Raw genomic sequence first — 20,617 nt, forward strand, 5'->3', positions numbered from 1 at the left:
CTTTAATCCGAAACCTTCAGCCAATATCAAATTAAGATAGCCCTTCATGTACTTAGTACTCAACAATATAGTTGAAAATACCTCTTTCCCAATCCCAATCCCAATAATTTAGACATCGCTAATAGCTTGTGAGGGAGTTGCCAGTTGGAGTGGCAAAGAAAGCACATAACGATATCCTGATTCGGGTGAACCTTGAATCAAAATTTGTCCCCTGTGCAACTCTGCCAGTTGACAACTTAGCAATAGCCCCAAGCTTTCACGAGAAAGAGTTCCAGTTGATTTAGCTAAATTTATCCCTGAACTAGCAGCAAAGAAATTTGAGTGAGAATCACTCAAGTTTTTTGAATTTTCCACTGCTACAGATGAAGTATCTAGTTGCTTCTGGCTTTCTGTATGAGTATTGTAACTTGCTACTTCGCCTGTTAACTCTAGCAGCGACAAAGAATTGAGACGGAAGTAGGGATCGACCTCTGTTATGCCATCCCCTAACCAGGGATGGGAAACCCAAATAGTAATGTTGAGTGTATCTTCCTTGTAAGATACATGAATGCGAACAACGCTACCTGTAGCCGAAAGTTGAATCACACTGAAAACCAGGTGATAAAGGATTTGTCGCACCTTTTCTTTATCTAAAGGCCAAATGCGATTGCGTCCCGGTTCTATAGAGAGGCGAATATCTTGCTCGCGCCGATTAGCCACTTCTTCTAAAGTATTGATAGCTTGTTGACACAGCATTTCGATATCCACAGGAGCTAGATTAAGTACAGTTGAGTTGTCATCCATAGCTCCTAGTTCAGTAATTTCATTTACTAGGGAAAGTAAATATCGACCACTGTGTTGGATAATTTCCAAATATTCTCTTTGCTTAGTCGTCAAAGGCCCATAAATCTCACGTCCTAAAACGCCAGCCATACCGAGTACAGATGTTAAGGGCGTGCGTAACTCCTGAGTTAGCTGACCTAAAAGTTCTAACTTCAGTTGCTTGGTAGAAACAGAGTCGCTATCTTTAGTGGGTGCGGTGATTTTAATCTCTGTGTTCCGTTCGTCATTGAGTGAAAATATAGGAGGTATCGCAGCAGTGCTTGATTCGAGTTTCCCTTGCAGGAGTCGGTTACGCTCAAATTCACTCATGCTCCAACGAGCTATGATTTGTAAAAACTCAATGTCTCGGTTTGTAAAATTGCGCGGCACTAAATCCATCACCGCCAATGCACCCAAACAATGTCCTTCAGCATCAATTAGTGGCGCTCCTAAGTAAGCACGAATGCCATAATCCTGCACCAATTTGCTGCTAGCAAGCACTGGGTCTGTAAGTTTATGAGTATCATTAATTACAAATATTTGAAGACTCTCTACTACCTGAGTGCAGAATGATTCCCGGCGTGACAGTTGGCGGCTTTGTGCTAAATGATTCATTAGCCCTAGCCTAGATAAGCCCACCGATGACTTGAACCAGTGACGTTCTTGATCTACAAATCCCAATATGGAAATTGGCGCTTCCAAAAAGTGGGCAGCAGTCTGTGTGGCTTCTTCAAAAACCGGAATCGTTTCTGGTTGCCGCAAACCTAAATCTGACAAAGCTTTGAGGCGTTGTTGTTCTCTTGATTCATGAGAATCCCAACCATCCTTTAGGGCAAATAATTTGTTTTCAGGCTCTATCATTGCCACTGCTACCTTAATAATTTCTCGATCTTGTGAATTGATATAAGCTCTATTTCTAGGTTATCAATTGCTATTTTTAAGCATTCCCTAATTTTGCCTCTGACAAACAAATTTGGGGCAAAAATTTTTTACCCCTTCCATTAAGTCGGCGACGCGGTATCTACAAGTTACTAGCTACTGGTGCTGAATGTTCTTTATTTAGCACTGGTGTAGCCTTTGTTGCTTAAGATTTTACAGTCAGACTGCGTTAGATTTGGATTCAACCAGGGTAAGCTAATGCTAAGAATACAATAGAAAGGAGCTGTAATTCTTTATGTACAGAAGGAAAGATTCTGACTGGAATATTCAAAGTAAATTTACTTACAAAAGTTATACGCATGTAACTTTTATAGCCATTTTTACTTATGGCAGCTAGTACCGATGGCTGATAATCCTAGATAGTTAATACAAGTAATACAAGTCTCGATTCAATAGATTAAACCTATTACAATTTCATGCTGAAAATTGTGCAGGCTTTTCTATTTTTGCATCCGAGGAAATATTTTTTGAGGACAATTGGTAATGAATAAAATGACCATTAGAGTTCCTTTTGTAGACCTGAAGTTACAACACGAACCAATTCAAACGCAATTACAAGATGCAATCCAATCTGTATTGGAACAGGGAGATTTTATTTTAGGGCAAGCACTCTCAGATTTTGAAGCAGCATTTGCGGCAGTTTCTGGGGCAGCTTATGGGGTTGGTGTTGCATCAGGAACAGATGCGATCGCTCTTGGATTGCAAGCGTGTAATATTGGTGCTGGTGATGAAGTGATTTTACCAGCAAACACTTTTATCGCCACCTTGATTGGGGTTATCCGGGCTGGCGCAAAGCCAATTCTGGTAGATTGCGATCGCCAAACTGCTTTAATTGACTTAAGAAAAGCAGCAAAGGCAATTACACCTCAGACCAAAGCAATAATCCCTGTGCATCTTTATGGTCAAATGGTATCACCACGCGAACTAATAAACTTTGCCGATACCTACAAACTACTAATTTTTGAAGATGCCGCCCAAGCACACCTCGCCGAAAGAGACGGATATCACGCTGGTTCAGTAGGAATAGCAGCAGCTTTTAGTTTCTATCCCAGCAAAAATTTGGGAGCATTTGGGGATGGAGGAATGCTGCTGACACGAGATTCAGATGTAGCCCAGAAGATGGTGCGCTTGCGAAATTACGGTGCATCGCAAAAGTATTTTCATACTGAAGCAGGTACGAATAGCCGCTTGGATACTTTACAAGCAGCAGTTTTGCACCGAAAATTACCATATTTGCCACAGTGGAATCGCGATCGCTTAACTATAGCCCAACAGTATGATAGCGAACTAGCGCCCTTGGCAACTACAGGTATTATCCCTATAGAAAACCAAAGTGGTACAGGACACGTTTATCATCTTTATGTGATTAAAATTGATGATTCTTGCCCGATAGAGCGCCAGCAACTCCAGGAAAAACTCACAGCAGTAGGAATTCAAACTGGCATTCACTACCCAATTCCTTGTCATCTCCAACCGGCATTCACTAACTTAGGCTACCAGCCAGGAGATTTTCCAGAAGCAGAAAAACTCTCACAGCAAATCTTATCATTACCGATGTATCCTGGTTTGAGCAGTAGCCAAGTTAAAGAAGTTGTAGCTGCGATCGCTCATGCAGTCTCAACAACTTCTAAGGTAGATGAACCCTCCACTGCCGACCTTGGCAGCGTGGTAGCCTGATGTTAATTCATACTTATATGTACATCTAACAATTAGATATTTGTCCTTTGTCCTTTGCAAATGACCAATGACCAATGACCAATGACTAATAAAAATCATGGCACTCCAGCAACAGATAAAAAATAGAAACGCCTCAGACTTATTAAATCTAGCTATTATAGGCGTTTTGCTGCTGCTTTTTGCTCCTATATTGCTACACTGGTTCGATGGTTGGCTGCACAAAAATATCAGTACAGAACACGAATATTTCAGCCACGGAATTATTGGTTTACCATTTGCGGCTTATCTAGTCTGGATGAACCGGAAAAAGTGGAAACGTTTGCCAGATACCATCCATCCTTTGAGCGCTGTTTTCTTGTTATTCGGGGCAGTTTTTTACCTTAGCGGTGTTATGGAGTGGGTTAACCTTTCCTTGCCCGTTATTTTGGTAGGATTATGCCTATGGTTTAAAGGAATAGCAGGTTTGCGATCGCAAGGATTCCCCCTGCTATTAGTATTTTTGGCAACCCCAACAGCAATGCCATATCTGATTGCTCCCTATACCTTGCCTCTTCAAAGCTTCATCGCTGGTACAGCAGGCTTCATCCTGAATCAATTTGGTATGGATGTAACCGTAAACGAGGTAAATCTCTATGTGGGAGGAAGGATTGTGGAAGTTGCTCCCTATTGTGCTGGGCTGAAAATGTTGTTTACTACTCTCTACGTAGGCTTGATGCTGCTTTATTGGACAGACGCTTTGTCTTCACGCCGCACAACTATATCGTTTTTATCTCTTGCTGCGATCGTTAGTATTATTGCGAATATCATTCGTAATACTTTACTGACTTTCTTTCACGGCACAGGTCAAGAAGCAGCTTTTAAATGGCTCCATGAGGGTTGGGGTGGTGATGTCTACTCTGCTTGTATGCTGGTGTCATTAGTGCCCTTACTGAATTGGCTGGCTAGCTATTTTTCAGCATCTCAAGAAACTCAGCAAGAAGCGGAAAGTTAGGAGTATTGGGCATGGGGTATGGGTTAATTTCTTTTCTCCCTGCTCTCCCACTTAATTCTCTACTCATAAATATTACTGAACTCATGGTGTGATTTTATGAAGTAAAATTCTGCCTAAGTATTACAAATTTTACTGATGATTTCCTTCTCCAAGTTTTTCAAGGAAAACCAATTGAGTCAAGTAGCAGCACTTTTATTACTGCTACTGCTACTAGCAATAGGAGGGGTTCCTGGATATCTGACAGGACACTGGCAATGGAAACAGCCCCCACCTATTGCTACCCTCAACGAGTTAAAAGAGATCCGCAACACTGGGTTGACCCTTCCTGGTTGGCAAACTATTGAACAAGCAGACCAGCAAATTGGCGAACATAAATGGTCTTTACAGCTACTTAAAAAACAAGGTTCTCAATCCCAGGCAATCCTGCTTTTGCTGCCGCAAAATGGGCCTATGGATCAACCAGAAGTAGAGTGGACAGATGTTAACGGCTGGGGAAGGTCACGCTGGGGAAAGTGGGATGTAGCTCAATTTCGTTCTGCTGAATTTACTGTGAAACCGCCTGCAAAGTCGGCTTCTAATCTTGGAACTAAAGTAGAAGCTAGGTTTTTTCGCGCCGCCACACCACAGCAAACCTTCGCTGTCTTGCAATGGTACGCTATGCCAGACGGTGGCAATCCATCACCTTTTCACTGGTTCTTGGCAGATCAATTGGCCCAGTGGCGTAAGCAACGCATTCCCTGGGTAAGTGTAAGCATTCTGATCCCAATGGAACCTTTAGGGCAAGTAGAAACATCTTGGCCTTTAGCCCAGTCTATCGGAGAAACAGTGCAAGCTGAATTGATGGCAGGCGCTTTGTAGAGTCTATTACACATGTATTTGTGCAGAGATTTATCAACAGTATCTCTATAATTTATTCAGGCTAAAACTCAGCTAAAAGATGTTAACAATATAGAAGTTATAGCGATTATCTATGAGTTTACATGGAATAAAAGGATTTTGCCCCTTGTCTTACCGCAGCTTCCAAAAAAATTGATATTAGAAATTCAATTTAGCAAAATTATTCTCTTTTTCTTGGTAAATACTTGCAGATACAAGAGACACATAGGACATTTTTAGAGTAAAATAACCACTCGGCGCGACTAATTTCTATATCAGTATTTTTACACCGATGTTCGTAGCTCCCAGTTATTATATGCGTGGATTCAGCGCCCTGTGTTTTGTCAGTCTTCAAGTAGGAGTTTTCTTAATAACACCTATCCAACTTGTTGTTGCCCAGCCTTTTCCACCTCAAGGACAATCACCAAGACAACCCCCATCGCCTGTGCCAGGTACTGAGTTTGCACCTCCAGGTGCAAATAACGAAATTTCCCCACAACTCAGCCGCTACCTGTTGGGGCCAGGAGATGGAATTGGCATCGTGCTTCAGCGTCCCCCCGGCCCATACCGCTTAGGCATAGGAGATGGAATTAGCGTTTCGGTTCAGCGCTTTCCAGATTTAGGCTTTCAAGCTTTAATCAACCCAGAAGGTAATATTGTGGTGCCGTTACTGGGAACAGTTTTCTTACAAGGTTTAACTTTGGAAGAAGCTCAAGAAAAAATTCGCTTGGGTTTAAATCGTTATGTAGTCGATCCGGTAATAGTTTTAGCCTTAGCAACGCAGCGTCAAGACTTGAGTTTTCAAGCTGTAATTAGTCCAGAAGGCAACATCATAGTGCCGCAAGTAGGAACGGTGTCATTACAAGGTTTAACCTTGGAAGAAGCCCAAGAAAAAATTCGCTTAGGCTTGAGTCGTATTTTCCCAGATCCAATCGTAGTAGTATCCTTGGTTGGGACGCGACCAGTCCAAGTTACCATTAGCGGGGAAATATCTCGACCAGGAATTTATCCGATTAACTCAACAACACCCCGTGTTGCTGATGCTTTGCTAATATCTGGTGGTTCAACGTTGAATGCAGACCTGCGACAAATACAGGTACGCCGCAAGTTAATCGATGGTTCTGTGATTTCACAAACTATTGACTTATATGCAGCACTGCAAAATGGCGGTTCAATTCCTAATTTACGCTTACAAGACGGAGATGCGATACTCGTCCCCCGTCGTGAAGTTGGTAATGATGACGGTTATGACCGCAATTTGGTAGCACGTTCATCCTTAGCAGTACCACAGATTAGAGTCCGGGTTTTAAACTATGCTGCGGGAGGTATTTCCGTTCAAGCGCTGCCTAACGGCAGTACATTTGTAGATGCTTTAGGAGGAGTAAATCTTGACACTGCTAATCTTCGGGATATCGCTCTGGTTCGCTTCGATCCCGAACGAGGTAAAACTGTTACCCAGAAACTTGATGCTAAAAAAGCTCTAGGAGGCGATGCGTCTCAAAATGTGGCACTTCAAGATAATGATGTTCTTGTTGTTGGTCGAAATCTCATCGGTAGAATTACTAATTTACTGACTACCATTACCCAACCCTTCTTCAATGTTCAATCTTTTCTGCGGTTTTTTGACAACTTCGGTGGCGGTGGATCAAATTAATGACTATACAAGAAGGATAGAGTTTGTAAATAGTTGGGAGTGGAGGAAGCCACATCTCCAGCTTATCTTTGAGTTTGTTAATGGAAAAATATTAAAGATATCAACGGATATATACAATAGGAAGTTGATAGCGTCCTTATATAAAAGTCACTATCTTTAGTTTGGTGCTTCCTAGTTTTTAATTTTTAATTTTTAATTTTTAATTGGAGCGAAGCGACCATGACCCCACCAATTGTTAAACGCTATCTTATTGCTTTTGAAAAATATAAGTGGATTGGACTAGCTAGTTTTGGTTTAGTTGTAGTGGGGTCAACGGTGGTGGCTATGCAGCCAGATCCACCTATTAACTACATAGCATCTGCCGCCCTTACCTATGCTGGACCACCAGTTTCTTTCTCAACAACTGGTAGTCAAATCCAACAGCAAGGAAAGGAATTGAATGAAGAAGTTTTATTATCAAACCAGATAATTGCCACAGTGGCACAGAAAGTAAATCTCAAACCGAGACAACTCGGCGCAAGTATCGTGCTTTCTTTACCTAAAAAGAATGCCAGAACTGGAGAATTTGAAACGAGTATCTTTGAACTAAAATATGTAGATAGTGACCCCAAAAGAGGTATAGAAGTATTGGCAGAATTGATGCAATCAATGATTAAGTTGAGTAGTGACATCAATACTGGGCGATTACAAGCAATTATTCAAAAAATTAACGATCGCTTGCCACAAGCTAAACGAGAATTGCAAGTTGCTGAAAAGAAGTTGGAACAATACGATCGCATAGAGCGAACAGCAATATTGGCAGCCGAAAATGGCAGTTTGTTAAGCGCCATTACTGCCAGCCAAAATCTTCAACGGCAAATGCAATTAACCATTTCTGGGCTTGATGGTCAAATTCGCAGTTTACAAAGTAAGTTAGGCTTAACAGTCGGACAAGCTTATATCTCTTCTGCTTTGAGTGCCGATCCAATTATTGGGAATTTACGAGCGCAAATTTATCAAAGCGAGTCTCAAATTGCTGTACTCAGAAAAGATTTGCGACCAGAACACCCAACGATGATTCAGTTGCAGCGTCAGAAACAAGCGGCTGAGGAATTGCTGCGACAACGGGCTGCTGAGGTGTTAGGTGGTGATGGTGCGGCGGCTCCGCTTCAGGGTAGCATTGCAGGTATTCGCACCCAAAGTAGTTTAGATCCAGCCCGCCAGCAATTGGCAAACCAAATGGTGTCTTTGCAAACTCAACGCGAGACACTGCAACAACAACTAGTTCAAGAAATCCAACAAGAAGCGCGACTACGGCAAGAGTATTCTCTGATACCCAATAAGCAATTAGAGCGATCGCGTTTAGAACAAGAGGTTGGACTCAAAAAAGCCATCTATGACCAAATGCAGGTGAAGCTAACTGATGCTAAAACCGCAGAGGCAGAAACTACCAGCAGCCTCAGCATTGCCAGACCGCCCACAGCTGTTGCCGACATCAAACCCCCTAAGAGTGTACCTATTACCCTTGCTGTGGGCGGTTTCTTAGGTATGGTGATTGGTGGCGGGGTAATATTTTTACTGGGATCGCTGGAAGGGACTTTCAAAACCAGGGAGGATATTCGCGAGAGCCTCAAGCAAAGGGATGTGGCAGTGTTGGGAGAATTGCCTTTAATGCCTGTTGATGATTTCGATCGAGAAGCAGTGGCTGTGGTACTTTCCGCCGATTCTCCTTATTTGGAATTTTATGAGAAGTTCCGCAGTAATCTGCGCCGAATTGGTGGTAACAATTTAAAAGTGGTGTTGATTACTAGCACCAGTAGCTTAGAAGGTAAGACCGCAAGTGCTTATAACTTGGGTATAGCTTCTGCCCGTGCTGGTAAAAGAACCTTGATTATCGAAACAGATTTGCGATCGCCTTCTCGTTGTACATCCCTGAAAGTAATTCCTGACCCCGAGTCCACTATTGAACCCCTGCGTTATTACGCTAACTTAAGTGAATGTATTCGTTTAGTTCCTGATGTAGAAAATTTATACATTATTCCGAGTCCTGGTCCTGTGCGGCAATCAGCAGCTATTCTTGAGTCTAGCGAAATGCGGCGGCTGATAGAGGATGTCCGCGAACGTTTTGATTTAGTTATTTTAGACACTAGTCCCCTCAGCATATCCAATGACCCTCTGTTAATTCAACCTTATAGCGATGGCATGGTAATAGTGGCGCGACCACACTATACACAAGAGAATATGCTAGGTGAAGCTATCGATCAATTGGTTGAATCGGAACTAGGGTTATTAGGAGCAATTATCAATGGCGCTGATATTATTGTTTCTCTACCGGAACAAGTCGTACAATCACCAACGACATCTGAGGTAGAATCGGAAACTGTTGAAAAATCAGAAGAAGTGTCAGCAGGTGCCAAATAAGAACAAGATTTAATTGCCAATACCCAATTATCCATTAGTCACGTCTAAACAACCCAAATAGGGGAGCGAGAATTACGCCAAAAGCAAAACCACCAATGTGCGCCCAATAGGCAACTCCACCAGTTTGCACAGTCATATTAGCGGCTGTTTGCAGGGTAGCAAGACCGGAGATTAAATTCTGCACCACAAAAAGTCCAATTATTACTAGTGCTGGAACTCTGATTGTGGTGATAAAAAAACCCAAAAATATTAAGGTCATAACTTTAGCGTGGGGAAAGCGGATAATATACGCACCCAAAACCCCAGAAATTGCCCCACTTGCTCCCAAGGAAGGAATCTCAGAATTCATGGCAATAAACCATTGGCATAAGGCAGCTAAAGCACCACACGCTAAATAGAAAATCAGATATTTGGCATGACCCAATCGATCTTCTATATTGTTGCCAAAAACCCAGAGAAACACCATATTTGAGATTAAGTGCCACCAACCACCGTGTAAGAATTGTGACGTAAATAAGGTTATCCACTCCCCATTCAAATTGGTAGTTAACTCTTGAGGCACTACCGCATACTGATTTAAAAATTGACTCAATTGTGCATGTGACAGGCTCACCTCGTGAATAAAAACTACAATATTCATGCCAATTAACCCGTAGGTGAAATACGGGGTGATTCGCGTTGGATTTTCGTCGTAGAGGGGAAACACAGGTGTTTTTCCTAAATTATTGACTAACTGCAATATAGCTTGTAAGGCTAACAGTTGCGAAGGTTAGGCAATTTAACCTATTAAATCAATCACTATAATTGAGGGTGGTTGTAATACTATAAAGAATTACTTTTACCAAGATTCTTCCTGGGATTTATCGCTAAATAAACCCAACAGTGGGCCGAGAATTGCCCCAAAGATAAATCCGCCTGCATGGGCCCAGTAGGCAATACCGCCGCTTTCCATACCAATGTTTGTAGGTGTTTCAAGACTAGCAAGCCCGTAGAAGGCTTGTTCGAGAAACCAGAATCCCAAAAAGAAATATGCCGGAACGCGGAAAGTCGGGAAGAAAAATCCTAAAGGCACTATACCGAGAACTTCAGCGTTAGGAAAGCGGAGAATGTATGCTCCCAGAATACCTGCGATCGCACCACTTGCGCCCAAAGATGGAATACTAGAATCTTGAGCGAAGAACCACTGAGTTAATGATGCCAAAACACCGCAAGATAAATAAAACAGCAAGTATTTGGCATGACCTAACTTATCTTCAACGTTGTTACCAAAAATCCAAAGAAACAGCATATTGCCAGCTAAGTGCAAGAAACCACCATGCAAAAATTGCGAGGTAATCAAAGTTGCCCACTCTGGTACTGGTTGATGTAGAGAAGTACCACCAAAGCTTAAGGTGAGTTCTCGTGGAACTACAGCCGCAAGGTGTAGAAACCCATTTAATGCTTGTGGGGGAAGACTTGCTTCATAAATAAAAGCGAGGATATTGGCAGCAATCAACCCATAAGTTACATAAGGCGTGATTTTGGTCGGATTATTATCTCTAATGGGAACCACGGGCGTTTTTTCCTGATTTTAAGGCACAAACTCTACAATACTGAATTTTGCAAGTAGTTTCTTCTACCTCGTGGATGGATTTCGTTTTGGCACTTAAAAACCAAAAGCCAAAAATCCACCATCGACAGTGATACATTGTCCAGTGATGAAAGATGCCGCAGGCATACAAAGAAATGCCACTAAACCTGCTACTTCTTCTGGTTGACCAACCCTTCCTATAGGTGTTTGTGATAAAACTAATTTGAGAAAATCTTGGTTATCGAGTACAGACTCGGTTAGAGGTGTGCGAATCGCCCAAGGTGCTACGGTATTTACCCTAATACCATTGCAAGCCCATTCAACTGATAGCGATCGCGTCAGTTGATTTATAGCTGCTTTCGTCATACCATAAGGAGCGCCTGTACGATTTGAGACTAAACCTGCTACAGAACTTATATTCACAATGCTGCTGTTTTCCCCATTTTGCAGCAGAGGGTAAAATAGACGGCACATCTCAAAAATAGATGTCTGGTTTGTCTGGATAAGAAACTCATACTCAGAGGCTGTGTACTCTACTACTTTTTTGCTAATATTGGTTCCCGCATTATTAACCAGGATGTCTAATTTATCCCAGGTTTTGCCAACCTGCTCAAAAATGGCTTGTCGCCCATCAGAGGTTGCAACATCTGCTGTAATCCCATAAACAGGAAATCCTACTTGTTGCCAGATAATTAGTTGTCGCTCAACATCCTGAGAATTCCGAGCCACAATTGTGACTTCTGCACCCAGAGATAAGAACTCATTGGCAACAGCTAGTCCAATGCCTTTGGTAGCACCTGTAATCAGTGCTTTTTTTCCTGTCAGTGTCCAGCGTAGGCGTAGCCCGCCTTCGACATCGCTCATTTGTAATTCTGCGGATTTTTTATTATCAAGGTATCAATTTAAGAGTTTATCTTGTAAGTGCCCAATGCGATCGCCTTTTGTTGTAATGTAGGCGATCGCAATCCCTAAAACATCAACTGCATCTAATTCCAATTCAAAACCCATGTTTTTTTCAAATTCTCTAGAAAATCAACTCCAGCGCTGGAACGAAACCATTCGCAATCAACCGAAAAACCCTAATGCTTACATTCGTCGAGGTATGGTTAACTTTCAACTGGCCAAGATTGATGAATCTATTCAAGATTTTGACATGGCAGAGCAATTGGATGGTAGTATTAAACCCTACCTCTGGCAACGAGGATTATCGTATTATTATGCAGAAAGATTTGCTGAGGGTGCTGAACAATTTGAAATAGATTTGACAGTGAATGCTCAAGATGTAGAAGAAACAGTATGGCGATATCTCTGCATAGCTCGTTCGTTAGGTGTTGAAGAGGCGCGTAATTCTTTACTAACTGTGAAAAATGACCCTCGACGCATCATGCAGCGCGTATATGATTTATATGCAGGAGATTGTACACCAGATGATGTTTTAACTGTTGGTCAATCAGAAGGGATAAAGGGAAATTTTTACAGTCATCTTTACTTGGGATTATATTATGAAGTTGAGAATAATCTTGATCTGGCTCAGGATTATATAGTTAAAGCTGCTGATAATTACAAAATTGATGATTATATGTGCTATCTAGCGCAGGTACATAAGAAATTACGAACGAGCATAAACTAAGTTAGATAAGCTACCAGTGTTTGCTGGTCACTACAGTTATTAATTGATTCTGGCACTTCCCAAATCTTAATTGTTCTATCAATGCTATAACGAGCAATAAATTTGCTATCAGTTTTTACCTAAACCAAATTCGTGAGGGTCAGATTAAAATCTTTCTCGCTAATCTAGTGATAAGAATACTATATGCCTCTAACTCCCTATTTAAGGAATCTAAATAATCTTGGATTTGCTGAGAGCAATGATAACTAGCACCATCCCAAATAATTAAAAGTTTAGCTTCAGGGCGTTTTGACTTAAGGTATTCTAAAAACTTAATTGTATTTTCAGAGTCTCCCTTTTTTGCTTCAGAAGTTATAAATTATTTTGTTTTATAGTCTAATGCGCCAAAATATGTTTGCTTATAACGAGCGTTGACAACTGGAATTGATATCCGTTCGTTAGTCTGACCCCAAACATATCCATTTATGCCACCCACAGCAAATGACATTCATCAATCATAAATACAACTACCTTTCCAGATTCGGAGGCGGAGCATCTCCGGCTCCGCTCTATTTCGCCTCGTCGCGCCGATAATAAATCAGAAATCTCTTTTTTTTAAGCTACCTGTTCTGAGCTATTTTCGATAAACTCTGTTAGCGATCGCATCCACATTGCCACAACCCCTTTGTAGTCGCAAATATTACTTGTATTCTTTTCAGTCTTTTCTCACGAATCATTCAGGATTGCTATATTGGAATGGATTATTATGAACAATGTTACCAATAACGAGTTATCAATAACCTCCAAAGAAGGCTCTAGCTTTAGGTTTTGAACTCATTCCTCAGCCCCAAGCAAATACTGTTTCTTAGGAGAGGGATATCAATTCCCTTTAACATTCAGCGCGTATTCTTTAAACCTTTCCAAATCAGCTTGAATTGTTGATTCAACTACCCGCCCCAAAAATAAGTTATCCATAATTTTGCCAAGAATGCCGGGGATAGCGTAGGAAATAGTCATTTTGACAATGCTACTACCATTGCGATCGTAAAAGCGAATCGCTCCCTGATTCGGCAAACCATCAATCGATTCCCATTGGATAATTTGCTTTGGGATAACTTTGAGAATTCGGGATTTCCAGGTAAATTCCAGACCGCCACCAGCACGAAGTTTCCAAAGAGATATATCTGGATTATCTGGCGGAATTTTCACAGAATCAATCCACTTCATCCACCGGGGCATTTGCTCCAAATCAGACCAGAGGCTCCATACTAAATCTATGGGAGCCTCTACTTCTACCTGCACAGTATGCTCTAACCAATCTGACATTCTCTCTTCTTCCTTTGCGTCCTTCGCGGTTAGTTATTTCTTCAAACTTTCCAAAATCACTTTTGCCGCCCGCCGTCCAGAAATAGTAGCACCTTCCATACTGTCGATGTAGTCTTGCTGGGTATAACTCCCTGCAAGGAAGAAATTATCTACTGGTGTTTTTTGATTGGGACGATACGCATCCATTCCTGGTGCTTCTCGGTAGAGAGACTGAGCAAGTTTTACCACACTATACCAAGTCATATTTAGCTCTCGTGACGAGGGAAACAGTTCGTGGACTTGCTTGAGGACATGATTTGCGATCGCTTCATTGCTTTGGGCAATAAACGGATCTCCCGGTGTCAGGACTAGTTGCAACAAAGATCCCTGTCCTGGGCGATAATAATCAGCAGGGCTAGTTAACGCCAAATCAGCAAAACAAGAAAAGTCAGCATCGGCTGTGTACAGCAAATTATCGATTCCAGCTGCGTGATTTAGCTGTTTACGTTCCTCTCCATCGTTCAGTTCCGTTACCCAACCATCGAAGCGTAATTGCACTGTGGCTACTGGCACTGCATCCAGTTTGTAAATATTGTCAAATTCTGACCACTTACGCCACTCCTGGGGTAGGATGCGTTGAATTCCTGGAACATCACAGGCAAAAACGTAAGCATCAGCAGCGATCGTTTCTACTGCATCACCTTGGGCAACTACTATACCAGTGACACGGGTTTGTTCAGCTGACTCTGTAAACTGAATTTCCCGAACTTGCCGACGGGTGTAAACTTTAGTCCCTCTAGCTTCCAAATATTCCAGAATGGGCTTGTGTAAATATTCAGATGGAGAACCTTCTAGCATTCGCAAAACTGAAGCTTCAGTTCTGACTGCAAATAACTGGAATATCGTTAACATACAACGGGCAGACATATTTTCGCAATCAATAAATCCCAATGCGTAGGCGATGGGGTTCCATAACCGCTTAATGCTGCCATTACTCCCACCATGACTGCGAAACCAATCGGCAAAGCTAACTTTATCTAAGTTGCGAATAGTTTTCATCGCCCCATTGAAGTCTACCAATCCGCGAACTATCGGACTAGTACCCAAAGCGATCGCATTTTGCAGTTTATCCTGCAACGATAATTGAGAAGTCGTGAAAAATGCCTTTAAGCCATTGAAAGGCGCACCTGTAAAGAAGCGAAAATCCAAACCACCAGTGCGCCCCCCTTTATTAATAAAAGTGTGAGTATGTTCCTTGAGACGTAAGTTTTCTAACACCCCCACTTTCTTCATCAAGTCAAATAGTTGGTAGTAGCACCCGAAAAATACATGCAACCCCATTTCTAGATGGTTGCCATCTCCATCAACCCAACTGCCAACTTTACCACCCACAAACGGACGAGACTCAAATATCTCTATTTCACAACCAGCATCAGCTAAATCTATTGCGGTTGCTAGTCCAGCCAGTCCCGCACCTACGATTGCAACGCGCATTCCGTCGTTCCTTTTCAGTTTCTTTACAGATTGTAACTGGCTTGGTGTCGGAATTCGCTACTTAATATCAACTCTACCAACATATTAAGGTATGGCAATGTCGATACTAAAATCTCCTTTTAGTCCCAGCAATTGACCAGACGCGAGAAAAACGCGTCTGTATCAGTTAGACAAATTATTGTCCATTGCGGCGGACTCAAAAAAGTATTGGAGCTATTTTTTTGGTGGCAAAGCAGTTATCTAGTAAGTAGTGAAAGTATGTTCTTACTTGTTTACATCTTTGCCATCATCGGAGATCGGTAAACTTCTAATCAGTTCCCGAATCACATCGGTTGCAGGTCTACCTGTTTGTTGGCAATATTTTTCTAGTTTTTCCGCTTCCTGTGTTGCGAGATTAACTGTTATGCGTTTAACGGCCCATTTTTTATTTGTCATTATCATGCTATCTGCTGTATATCTAGATTATCGAAAGAGTCTAAGTTAAAGAGGGAACCGATAAGATTATCAGAATTTGTCTCAGGAAACAAGTAATATCATTAATATTAAAAACTGTAGTTTTGTCAAAGGATTCATCATTTTCTAAAGAAATCAGAAACTTACACTTTATTTGTTACTATTTTGACAGCAAAAATAGTAGATAGTTCCTTCTGAGGATAATAACCCTATTAACAGCATCAGGAAAGCCTGACAAAGAGCTTTTATAAATGAATTTGAGGACACCTAATGTTGACTCAATCAAGATTTATCAAATTATTCTCCATCAAAAGGATTTGACATTCTCTCTTAAGCAAGTTCGCTAAACTCACTTGATGAGAATATCTGTATAACTGATGAAAAATAAAGCTTTAGAATCACGATCGGGCTGAAATAGTGGACTACAGGCGGGTTGTAGTGAGATATACAGACCGCTAATAATCACTTAAAAGTGCAAATATCCGTCTGCACCCATTCCTGTAACCAATAAGCTAATATCTGCTTCAACGGTTAAGACTTTTGGCTTACCACGATTAAGCTGATTGCTTTTCGGTAGTAATCTTGCAGTCAATCAAAATGGGATATGACTCAGCTTTTTGAGTGTAAAGAACCATTTTTTTAGCAAATTTTGACAGCATTATCTGTAATTTCACACAGGCAAACTAGCATAAAATTTATGTGATGTTACTTGAAGGCTGCCGATAATAATATTTTAGTTTCGTTTCATTTTTTTTACACTAAATTACCGTAAAGATACCATTAGAATCTAGACATTTTTCTCTTCAAAATAGCGATATAATTTGTTTTCAACTCAGCACTTTTAGATTAATTGTATTTATCTATCTAGAGATTATCCCAATTATTTTTAATCTGGATTGTGCTAAGAATTCCACTGTTACCCGCTTTTTTCTATTTAAAACTAAGAGAAAAACTACTGCCCAAAAAGATTTAACCTACAACCATTATTCATTGGTAAATAAACCTATACAAATGATTGTGTGTTTCAATTCTTTTTGCGGTGTATTCATTATAGCTATGATTTATACCCTTTCAAGAAACTTTATCTAGAGACGAAATAAGCTCATTCTCAGACTTTATAAAAAAATTACAAAGCACAAGATAGTAAGATGAGCTTTTGCTTAATGATATTGATATATAACAAGCTCTTAAGCTCAAAAATTTGTTAAAAGAAAGATTCTGATATTGAAGTATGTCGGCTAGATTTGATTAAACCGGACTTCGTAAATAGTTCTCTAGTGATTTGTACTGATTTATACTGGTAAATCTCCAAAATAAATTACTGGAAAATGATAAGAATACAGATACTTCATGAAATTTAGGTAAAGTTAGCTGCCATCCGGGGTATGTACTAATACAGCTTGGCAAAAATCCAGATCGCATCGCAATTCAAAAGACTTGGGGGAAAATCCTTTTGTCAATATGCGAATCGAATAATATATATCAACTTAATTTCTCATAGCCGTAATCCGACGTTAAGGATTACGGCTATGAGTGCAACTATTCCAAGTTAAGTTGGGGCATGAGTTTGAGAGTGCCAATACCTAAATCTTTTTGTGAAAGCGATCGCGTTTCAAATAAAGCCATCATATCCCGTAACTGAGGATTGCCACGAGAGGCTCCCGTTAGCCCTTTGGCAATGATTAAGCCACAGTAGCCCTTAGTATTTTTACAGCGTTGATTCCATTTTTTCCGGGCTTCTACATGAACTGGATCTTCATCTAAAAATTCACCAAATAGGAACAATTCATCATTTTGAGTTTGCAATAAACCGAGGTCGTAGCGATCGCCATCGAAAGGATCGGCACCTGGATTAAAGCAAATTGCTCTCAGTCCGCCTGCTGCTTCAATTCTTTCAATTACAGTCTTAGCCTTGGGCCGGGAAGTTTGAATTAAAATTACCGGCAAACCGTCACCCACTTCTTTAATTTCACCAGCTTTATGGTAAGTTACCCCCTTACGGAGGCGATCCAAGATTTCCCAGGACACTACACCTAAGCTGAGGAAAGAGTCTTCCGGTATCAAGTCATCTTGCAATGATTGGAAATTCCCAAAGTCAAGGTTGTCAATTTCCTCATCATCACCAAAGCCTGCCATTTCCTCTAACTCTGCTGCTAACTGCGGCATTGTAGAGACTGTCACAGCCACAGATTTAGTTGATTCTTCCGACTGCGGTAGAGAAATGCGATAACGGCGACTGAGGGTAGGGAAGATATCCTCTTGTAAATCGCGACGGCGATCGCGAATAAAGCGGATCAGACTTTCGATCGCAACCAAGATTACCAGTGCTTCTTCGTCATACAAAACAGACCGCAGTCCTTCTAAGGGGTGGATATTACCGAAAGTTGGGTCAATTTCTGATAATGGCAGATCCGCCAAATCACTTTCTTCGTCTTCGTCTTCATCTTCGTCTTCTTCAGCACTCTCAAAGGTGAGAAACAGGCAATCTTGCTTGAGGAATGCTTCTTCTAGATGCTCATTTGAGTCTTCATCTTGTAAAACTGCGGTGCGAAACTGTTTTAAAGACTCCTCTGAGCGATAAAACAAAATCCCATACTCCATTCCCAGCATTCCCATAACTGAGGCATAGAGAGTGCCAACATCCCACTTATTAATCTCGATTGACAAAATTTGCTGTTCTTCCAAAAATTCCCAAGGTGCTGCTTCCCAAATTGCAAATGCTTTTTCTTGCAAGATTTGTGCATACTGTGGGGGTAAGTCGGGGGTTTGACTATCGAGGATGTCGGCGAACCCGCGAAACAGTTCGTCAATTAAAGGTAGTTCTGGTGCATAGTCAATGGCAATATCCAAATCTTGCAGCACCCCCCGCAGGTAAAATTGGATCTCACGGTCTTTGACTACAATTCTTTGGGGTCTGGCAGGTCTTGCTGGACTGTGGGGATGCTCCATTGCTCGCATTAAGGTACGAACTATTGCTTCTGGGCCGATATCTGAAGCTACCACGTCCATTCCTCGAACTACACCTTGGGAGTAATCTACCCAAAGAATGCATTCTCCCTTTTCCTCGGAGTCTGAGTGCTGGTTTGGTGATGACAACGGACGGCGATCGCCCTCCCATACAGAAGGAATTTGCGTTAATTTCTTCAAGCGACGACTGGTAGAGCGATTAAAACTTGTCATAGAGTAAGTTAATCAAAAGAAGCAATTTGGAAGTAAACTTTGGGGGATAGCTAGCCTCGGATTAGGTTTTTATGGCTGCACCTGAAAGATAGTTGCTTCTAGGACAAGCCAGGCTTGAACTCCAAAAATACCGAATCTCTAAACACACTGAGTCTCTCAATTCTAGAATAAAAATCTTTGGCTGCTTTTAACGGAGTGTTTACAATTTGGCATCTAACGACATTTAAGTCGCTAGAATAAATACAAAAACACCAAGGGAAACTCAGAGGCATTAACAAGCCGATATTGGGTAAAGCTTAGACTAATTAAGGAGTTAAAAAAGCAGATGACACAAGCAATTCAGTCTCAACAACGCGGAATTCTGTTGAGCGAAGCCGCATTGCACCAGGTAAAATCCCTCCGAGACAAGCAAGGGACAGATTTCTGCTTACGGGTAGGAGTCCGTCAGGGTGGCTGTTCTGGGATGTCTTACATGATGGATTTTGAAGACACTAGCAAGATTACCCCGCAGGATGAAGTTTTTGACTATGATGGCTTCAAAATTGTCAGCGATCCCAAGAGTCTGTTATATCTCTACGGTTTAATGCTCGATTACAGCGATGCCATGATTGGCGGTGGTTTTCAATTCACCAACCCCAATGCCAACCAAACTTGCGGTTGCGGCAAGTCATTTGGGGTGTAATATTGTCATTTGTCATTTGTCCCTTGTTATTTCTCGTTTCTCATTTGCAATTGCCTAATGACTAATGACCAATGACTAATGACCAATGACCAATGACCAATGACCAATGACTAATGACCAATGACTAATACAGTAGAATCCCTGTTTGATACAGGTTTGGAACGCTATAAAGCTGGAGAGGCGGTAGATTCTTTAATCCCTGTGTTTAAAGAAGTGTGCGATCGCGCTCCGAAAACTAGTGCTGCTTGGATTTGTTTGGCGTGGTTGTATCTACTCGATAACAAACCCAACTTGGCTTACAAAGCTGCACAGAAAGCAATCAAGTTAAACCCACAAGATCCACAGGCTAGAATCAATATCGCCTTGGCAATGCTGGAAACAGGTCAAAAAGGTTTACGAGAACATATTGACATAGCACAGCAGCTAATTTTTGTCAATGAAGAGTGGCAGGATGAAATAAAAAATAGTATTGAAGACGGTTTAAGTAGAAAACCAGATTGGCAGAGTTTGAAAAAAGTCAAAAATTGGCTATTTGAAGAGTGAGAAGTTAGGAGTTAGGAGTGAGGAGTTAAATTCAAGTCGGTAATCCTCACTTCTAACTTACCCGTCACTTAGTTAGCAGTCGTCAATTTTGGGCAAGTGGACACAAGGGTAGATGAAAGATAAATTGTTAAATTGGCTAAACACAATTTTAGTCGCAGATGTTTTTTTAGTTTTGTTTGGTTTTATTTGGTTAGCGATCGCAGCGATCGGTGAGTCTGTAGGATTAAACTTGGGTTTGGATTTGTGGCATCAACTCTGGCAACCCTTGTTTAACCCAGCGATCGGTATCCTCATGGGCGGTGCAATTCTCAGTGGTATTATCAGTTGGGTTTCCAAAAAATTTCTCTCCAGTCAAGAATAAAGGGATTGGGGATTGGGGATTGGGAATTGGTAATAACCAATAGTTTTTAGTTTTTCTTCCCCCTGCTCCCTGCCCCCTGCCC

At 41.3% G+C, this 20,617-nt stretch carries 18 protein-coding genes and 1 pseudogene; 9 read left to right on the forward strand and 10 right to left on the reverse strand.

The features are described from left to right. Positions 1 to 108 precede the first annotated feature (108 nt). Positions 109 to 1,662, reverse strand: coding sequence for a GAF domain-containing sensor histidine kinase (locus CDG77_RS15525; RefSeq protein ID WP_094330247.1), 1,554 nt, complete (start codon positions 1,660 to 1,662; stop codon positions 109 to 111). A 570-nt stretch (positions 1,663 to 2,232) separates the two neighbouring features. On the opposite strand from CDG77_RS15525, the gene CDG77_RS15530 reads away from it, so the two are divergent. The 5 genes from CDG77_RS15530 to CDG77_RS15550 all read left to right on the forward strand — a co-directional run bounded on the left by CDG77_RS15530 (position 2,233) and on the right by CDG77_RS15550 (position 9,338). Further along, positions 2,233 to 3,417 (forward strand): DegT/DnrJ/EryC1/StrS family aminotransferase, encoded by a 1,185-nt coding sequence (locus CDG77_RS15530; protein WP_094330248.1) that lies wholly within the window; start codon positions 2,233 to 2,235, stop codon positions 3,415 to 3,417. Positions 3,418 to 3,514: 97 nt separating this feature from the next. Next, a complete protein-coding gene (gene crtB, locus CDG77_RS15535) occupies positions 3,515 to 4,408 on the forward strand; it encodes a cyanoexosortase B (RefSeq protein ID WP_094330249.1) in 894 nt (297 codons plus the stop codon). A 135-nt stretch (positions 4,409 to 4,543) separates the two neighbouring features. Further along, the gene (locus CDG77_RS15540; RefSeq protein WP_094330250.1) at positions 4,544 to 5,266 is read left to right on the forward strand and encodes a cyanoexosortase B system-associated protein; all 723 of its coding nucleotides are present in this window, start codon (positions 4,544 to 4,546) and stop codon (positions 5,264 to 5,266) included. A 334-nt stretch (positions 5,267 to 5,600) separates the two neighbouring features. After that, entirely contained in the window at positions 5,601 to 6,938 is a 1,338-nt protein-coding gene (locus CDG77_RS15545; RefSeq protein WP_442946426.1) for a polysaccharide biosynthesis/export family protein, read from the forward strand. A 219-nt stretch (positions 6,939 to 7,157) separates the two neighbouring features. Next, positions 7,158 to 9,338, forward strand: coding sequence for a GumC family protein (locus CDG77_RS15550; RefSeq protein ID WP_094330252.1), 2,181 nt, complete (start codon positions 7,158 to 7,160; stop codon positions 9,336 to 9,338). 34 nt (positions 9,339 to 9,372) lie between these two features. On the opposite strand, the gene CDG77_RS15555 is transcribed toward CDG77_RS15550, so the two are convergent. The 3 genes from CDG77_RS15555 to CDG77_RS15565 form a co-directional block, all read right to left on the reverse strand. Further along, on the reverse strand, positions 9,373 to 10,044 hold the full coding sequence (locus CDG77_RS15555) for a rhomboid family intramembrane serine protease (protein ID WP_094330265.1): 672 nt from the start codon (positions 10,042 to 10,044) through the stop codon (positions 9,373 to 9,375). 132 nt (positions 10,045 to 10,176) lie between these two features. Beyond that, positions 10,177 to 10,890: a rhomboid family intramembrane serine protease gene (locus CDG77_RS15560; protein ID WP_094330253.1), complete on the reverse strand. Its 714-nt coding sequence runs from the start codon at positions 10,888 to 10,890 to the stop codon at positions 10,177 to 10,179. Between the two features lie 93 nt (positions 10,891 to 10,983). After that, the gene (locus CDG77_RS15565; protein ID WP_094330254.1) at positions 10,984 to 11,772 is read right to left on the reverse strand and encodes an SDR family oxidoreductase; all 789 of its coding nucleotides are present in this window, start codon (positions 11,770 to 11,772) and stop codon (positions 10,984 to 10,986) included. 142 nt (positions 11,773 to 11,914) lie between these two features. On the opposite strand from CDG77_RS15565, the gene CDG77_RS15570 reads away from it, so the two are divergent. Further along, positions 11,915 to 12,538 (forward strand): tetratricopeptide repeat protein, encoded by a 624-nt coding sequence (locus CDG77_RS15570; protein ID WP_094330255.1) that lies wholly within the window; start codon positions 11,915 to 11,917, stop codon positions 12,536 to 12,538. A 166-nt stretch (positions 12,539 to 12,704) separates the two neighbouring features. Here the strand turns inward: CDG77_RS15570 and CDG77_RS35490 are convergent. From CDG77_RS35490 to CDG77_RS15595, 6 genes and pseudogenes are all read right to left on the reverse strand, one after another. Then, positions 12,705 to 13,132 (reverse strand): annotated as a pseudogene (locus CDG77_RS35490) (transposase); the annotation flags it as partial. Between the two features lie 264 nt (positions 13,133 to 13,396). Then, the gene (locus CDG77_RS15580) at positions 13,397 to 13,843 is read right to left on the reverse strand and encodes an SRPBCC family protein (RefSeq protein WP_094330256.1); all 447 of its coding nucleotides are present in this window, start codon (positions 13,841 to 13,843) and stop codon (positions 13,397 to 13,399) included. Positions 13,844 to 13,876: 33 nt separating this feature from the next. Continuing rightward, a complete protein-coding gene (gene zds, locus CDG77_RS15585) occupies positions 13,877 to 15,316 on the reverse strand; it encodes a 9,9'-di-cis-zeta-carotene desaturase (protein ID WP_094330257.1) in 1,440 nt (479 codons plus the stop codon). 264 nt (positions 15,317 to 15,580) lie between these two features. Next, positions 15,581 to 15,757 carry a CopG family transcriptional regulator gene (locus CDG77_RS15590; protein ID WP_181154351.1) on the reverse strand — a complete coding sequence of 59 codons (177 nt, stop codon included), beginning with the start codon at positions 15,755 to 15,757 and terminating at the stop codon, positions 15,581 to 15,583. 478 nt (positions 15,758 to 16,235) lie between these two features. Continuing rightward, positions 16,236 to 16,361, reverse strand: coding sequence for a hypothetical protein (locus CDG77_RS38540; RefSeq protein WP_262985158.1), 126 nt, complete (start codon positions 16,359 to 16,361; stop codon positions 16,236 to 16,238). Between the two features lie 947 nt (positions 16,362 to 17,308). Next, complete coding sequence (locus tag CDG77_RS15595; RefSeq protein WP_094330259.1) at positions 17,309 to 18,949, reverse strand: DUF6930 domain-containing protein; 1,641 nt, start codon at positions 18,947 to 18,949, stop codon at positions 17,309 to 17,311. A gap of 325 nt (positions 18,950 to 19,274) precedes the next feature. Between CDG77_RS15595 and CDG77_RS15600 the strand changes: the two genes are divergently transcribed. From CDG77_RS15600 to CDG77_RS15610, 3 genes are all read left to right on the forward strand, one after another. Continuing rightward, a complete protein-coding gene (locus CDG77_RS15600) occupies positions 19,275 to 19,631 on the forward strand; it encodes an iron-sulfur cluster assembly accessory protein (RefSeq protein ID WP_094330260.1) in 357 nt (118 codons plus the stop codon). Between the two features lie 120 nt (positions 19,632 to 19,751). Then, the gene (locus CDG77_RS15605) at positions 19,752 to 20,174 is read left to right on the forward strand and encodes a tetratricopeptide repeat protein (RefSeq protein ID WP_094330261.1); all 423 of its coding nucleotides are present in this window, start codon (positions 19,752 to 19,754) and stop codon (positions 20,172 to 20,174) included. A 112-nt stretch (positions 20,175 to 20,286) separates the two neighbouring features. Then, the gene (locus CDG77_RS15610) at positions 20,287 to 20,535 is read left to right on the forward strand and encodes a hypothetical protein (RefSeq protein WP_094330262.1); all 249 of its coding nucleotides are present in this window, start codon (positions 20,287 to 20,289) and stop codon (positions 20,533 to 20,535) included. The last annotated feature ends 82 nt before the right edge of the window (positions 20,536 to 20,617 follow it).

The organism is Nostoc sp. 'Peltigera membranacea cyanobiont' 213, from assembly GCF_002245975.1.
Lineage (GTDB): Bacteria > Cyanobacteriota > Cyanobacteriia > Cyanobacteriales > Nostocaceae > Nostoc.

Excerpts from the sequence above, each read along its gene's own strand:
- CDG77_RS15525 (WP_094330247.1), bottom strand. The coding sequence starts at position 1,662 with ATGATAGAGCCTGAAAACAAATTATTTGCCCTAAAGGATGGTTGGGAT.
- CDG77_RS15530 (WP_094330248.1), top strand. The coding sequence starts at position 2,233 with ATGACCATTAGAGTTCCTTTTGTAGACCTGAAGTTACAACACGAACCA.
- crtB (WP_094330249.1), top strand. The coding sequence starts at position 3,515 with ATGGCACTCCAGCAACAGATAAAAAATAGAAACGCCTCAGACTTATTA.
- CDG77_RS15540 (WP_094330250.1), top strand. The coding sequence starts at position 4,544 with ATGATTTCCTTCTCCAAGTTTTTCAAGGAAAACCAATTGAGTCAAGTA.
- CDG77_RS15545 (WP_442946426.1), top strand. The coding sequence starts at position 5,601 with ATGCGTGGATTCAGCGCCCTGTGTTTTGTCAGTCTTCAAGTAGGAGTT.
- CDG77_RS15550 (WP_094330252.1), top strand. The coding sequence starts at position 7,158 with ATGACCCCACCAATTGTTAAACGCTATCTTATTGCTTTTGAAAAATAT.
- CDG77_RS15565 (WP_094330254.1), bottom strand. The coding sequence starts at position 11,772 with ATGAGCGATGTCGAAGGCGGGCTACGCCTACGCTGGACACTGACAGGA.
- CDG77_RS15570 (WP_094330255.1), top strand. The coding sequence starts at position 11,915 with ATGTTTTTTTCAAATTCTCTAGAAAATCAACTCCAGCGCTGGAACGAA.
- CDG77_RS15580 (WP_094330256.1), bottom strand. The coding sequence starts at position 13,843 with ATGTCAGATTGGTTAGAGCATACTGTGCAGGTAGAAGTAGAGGCTCCC.
- zds (WP_094330257.1), bottom strand. The coding sequence starts at position 15,316 with ATGCGCGTTGCAATCGTAGGTGCGGGACTGGCTGGACTAGCAACCGCA.
- CDG77_RS15590 (WP_181154351.1), bottom strand. The coding sequence starts at position 15,757 with ATGATAATGACAAATAAAAAATGGGCCGTTAAACGCATAACAGTTAAT.
- CDG77_RS15595 (WP_094330259.1), bottom strand. The coding sequence starts at position 18,949 with ATGACAAGTTTTAATCGCTCTACCAGTCGTCGCTTGAAGAAATTAACG.
- CDG77_RS15600 (WP_094330260.1), top strand. The coding sequence starts at position 19,275 with ATGACACAAGCAATTCAGTCTCAACAACGCGGAATTCTGTTGAGCGAA.
- CDG77_RS15605 (WP_094330261.1), top strand. The coding sequence starts at position 19,752 with ATGACTAATACAGTAGAATCCCTGTTTGATACAGGTTTGGAACGCTAT.
- CDG77_RS15610 (WP_094330262.1), top strand. The coding sequence starts at position 20,287 with ATGAAAGATAAATTGTTAAATTGGCTAAACACAATTTTAGTCGCAGAT.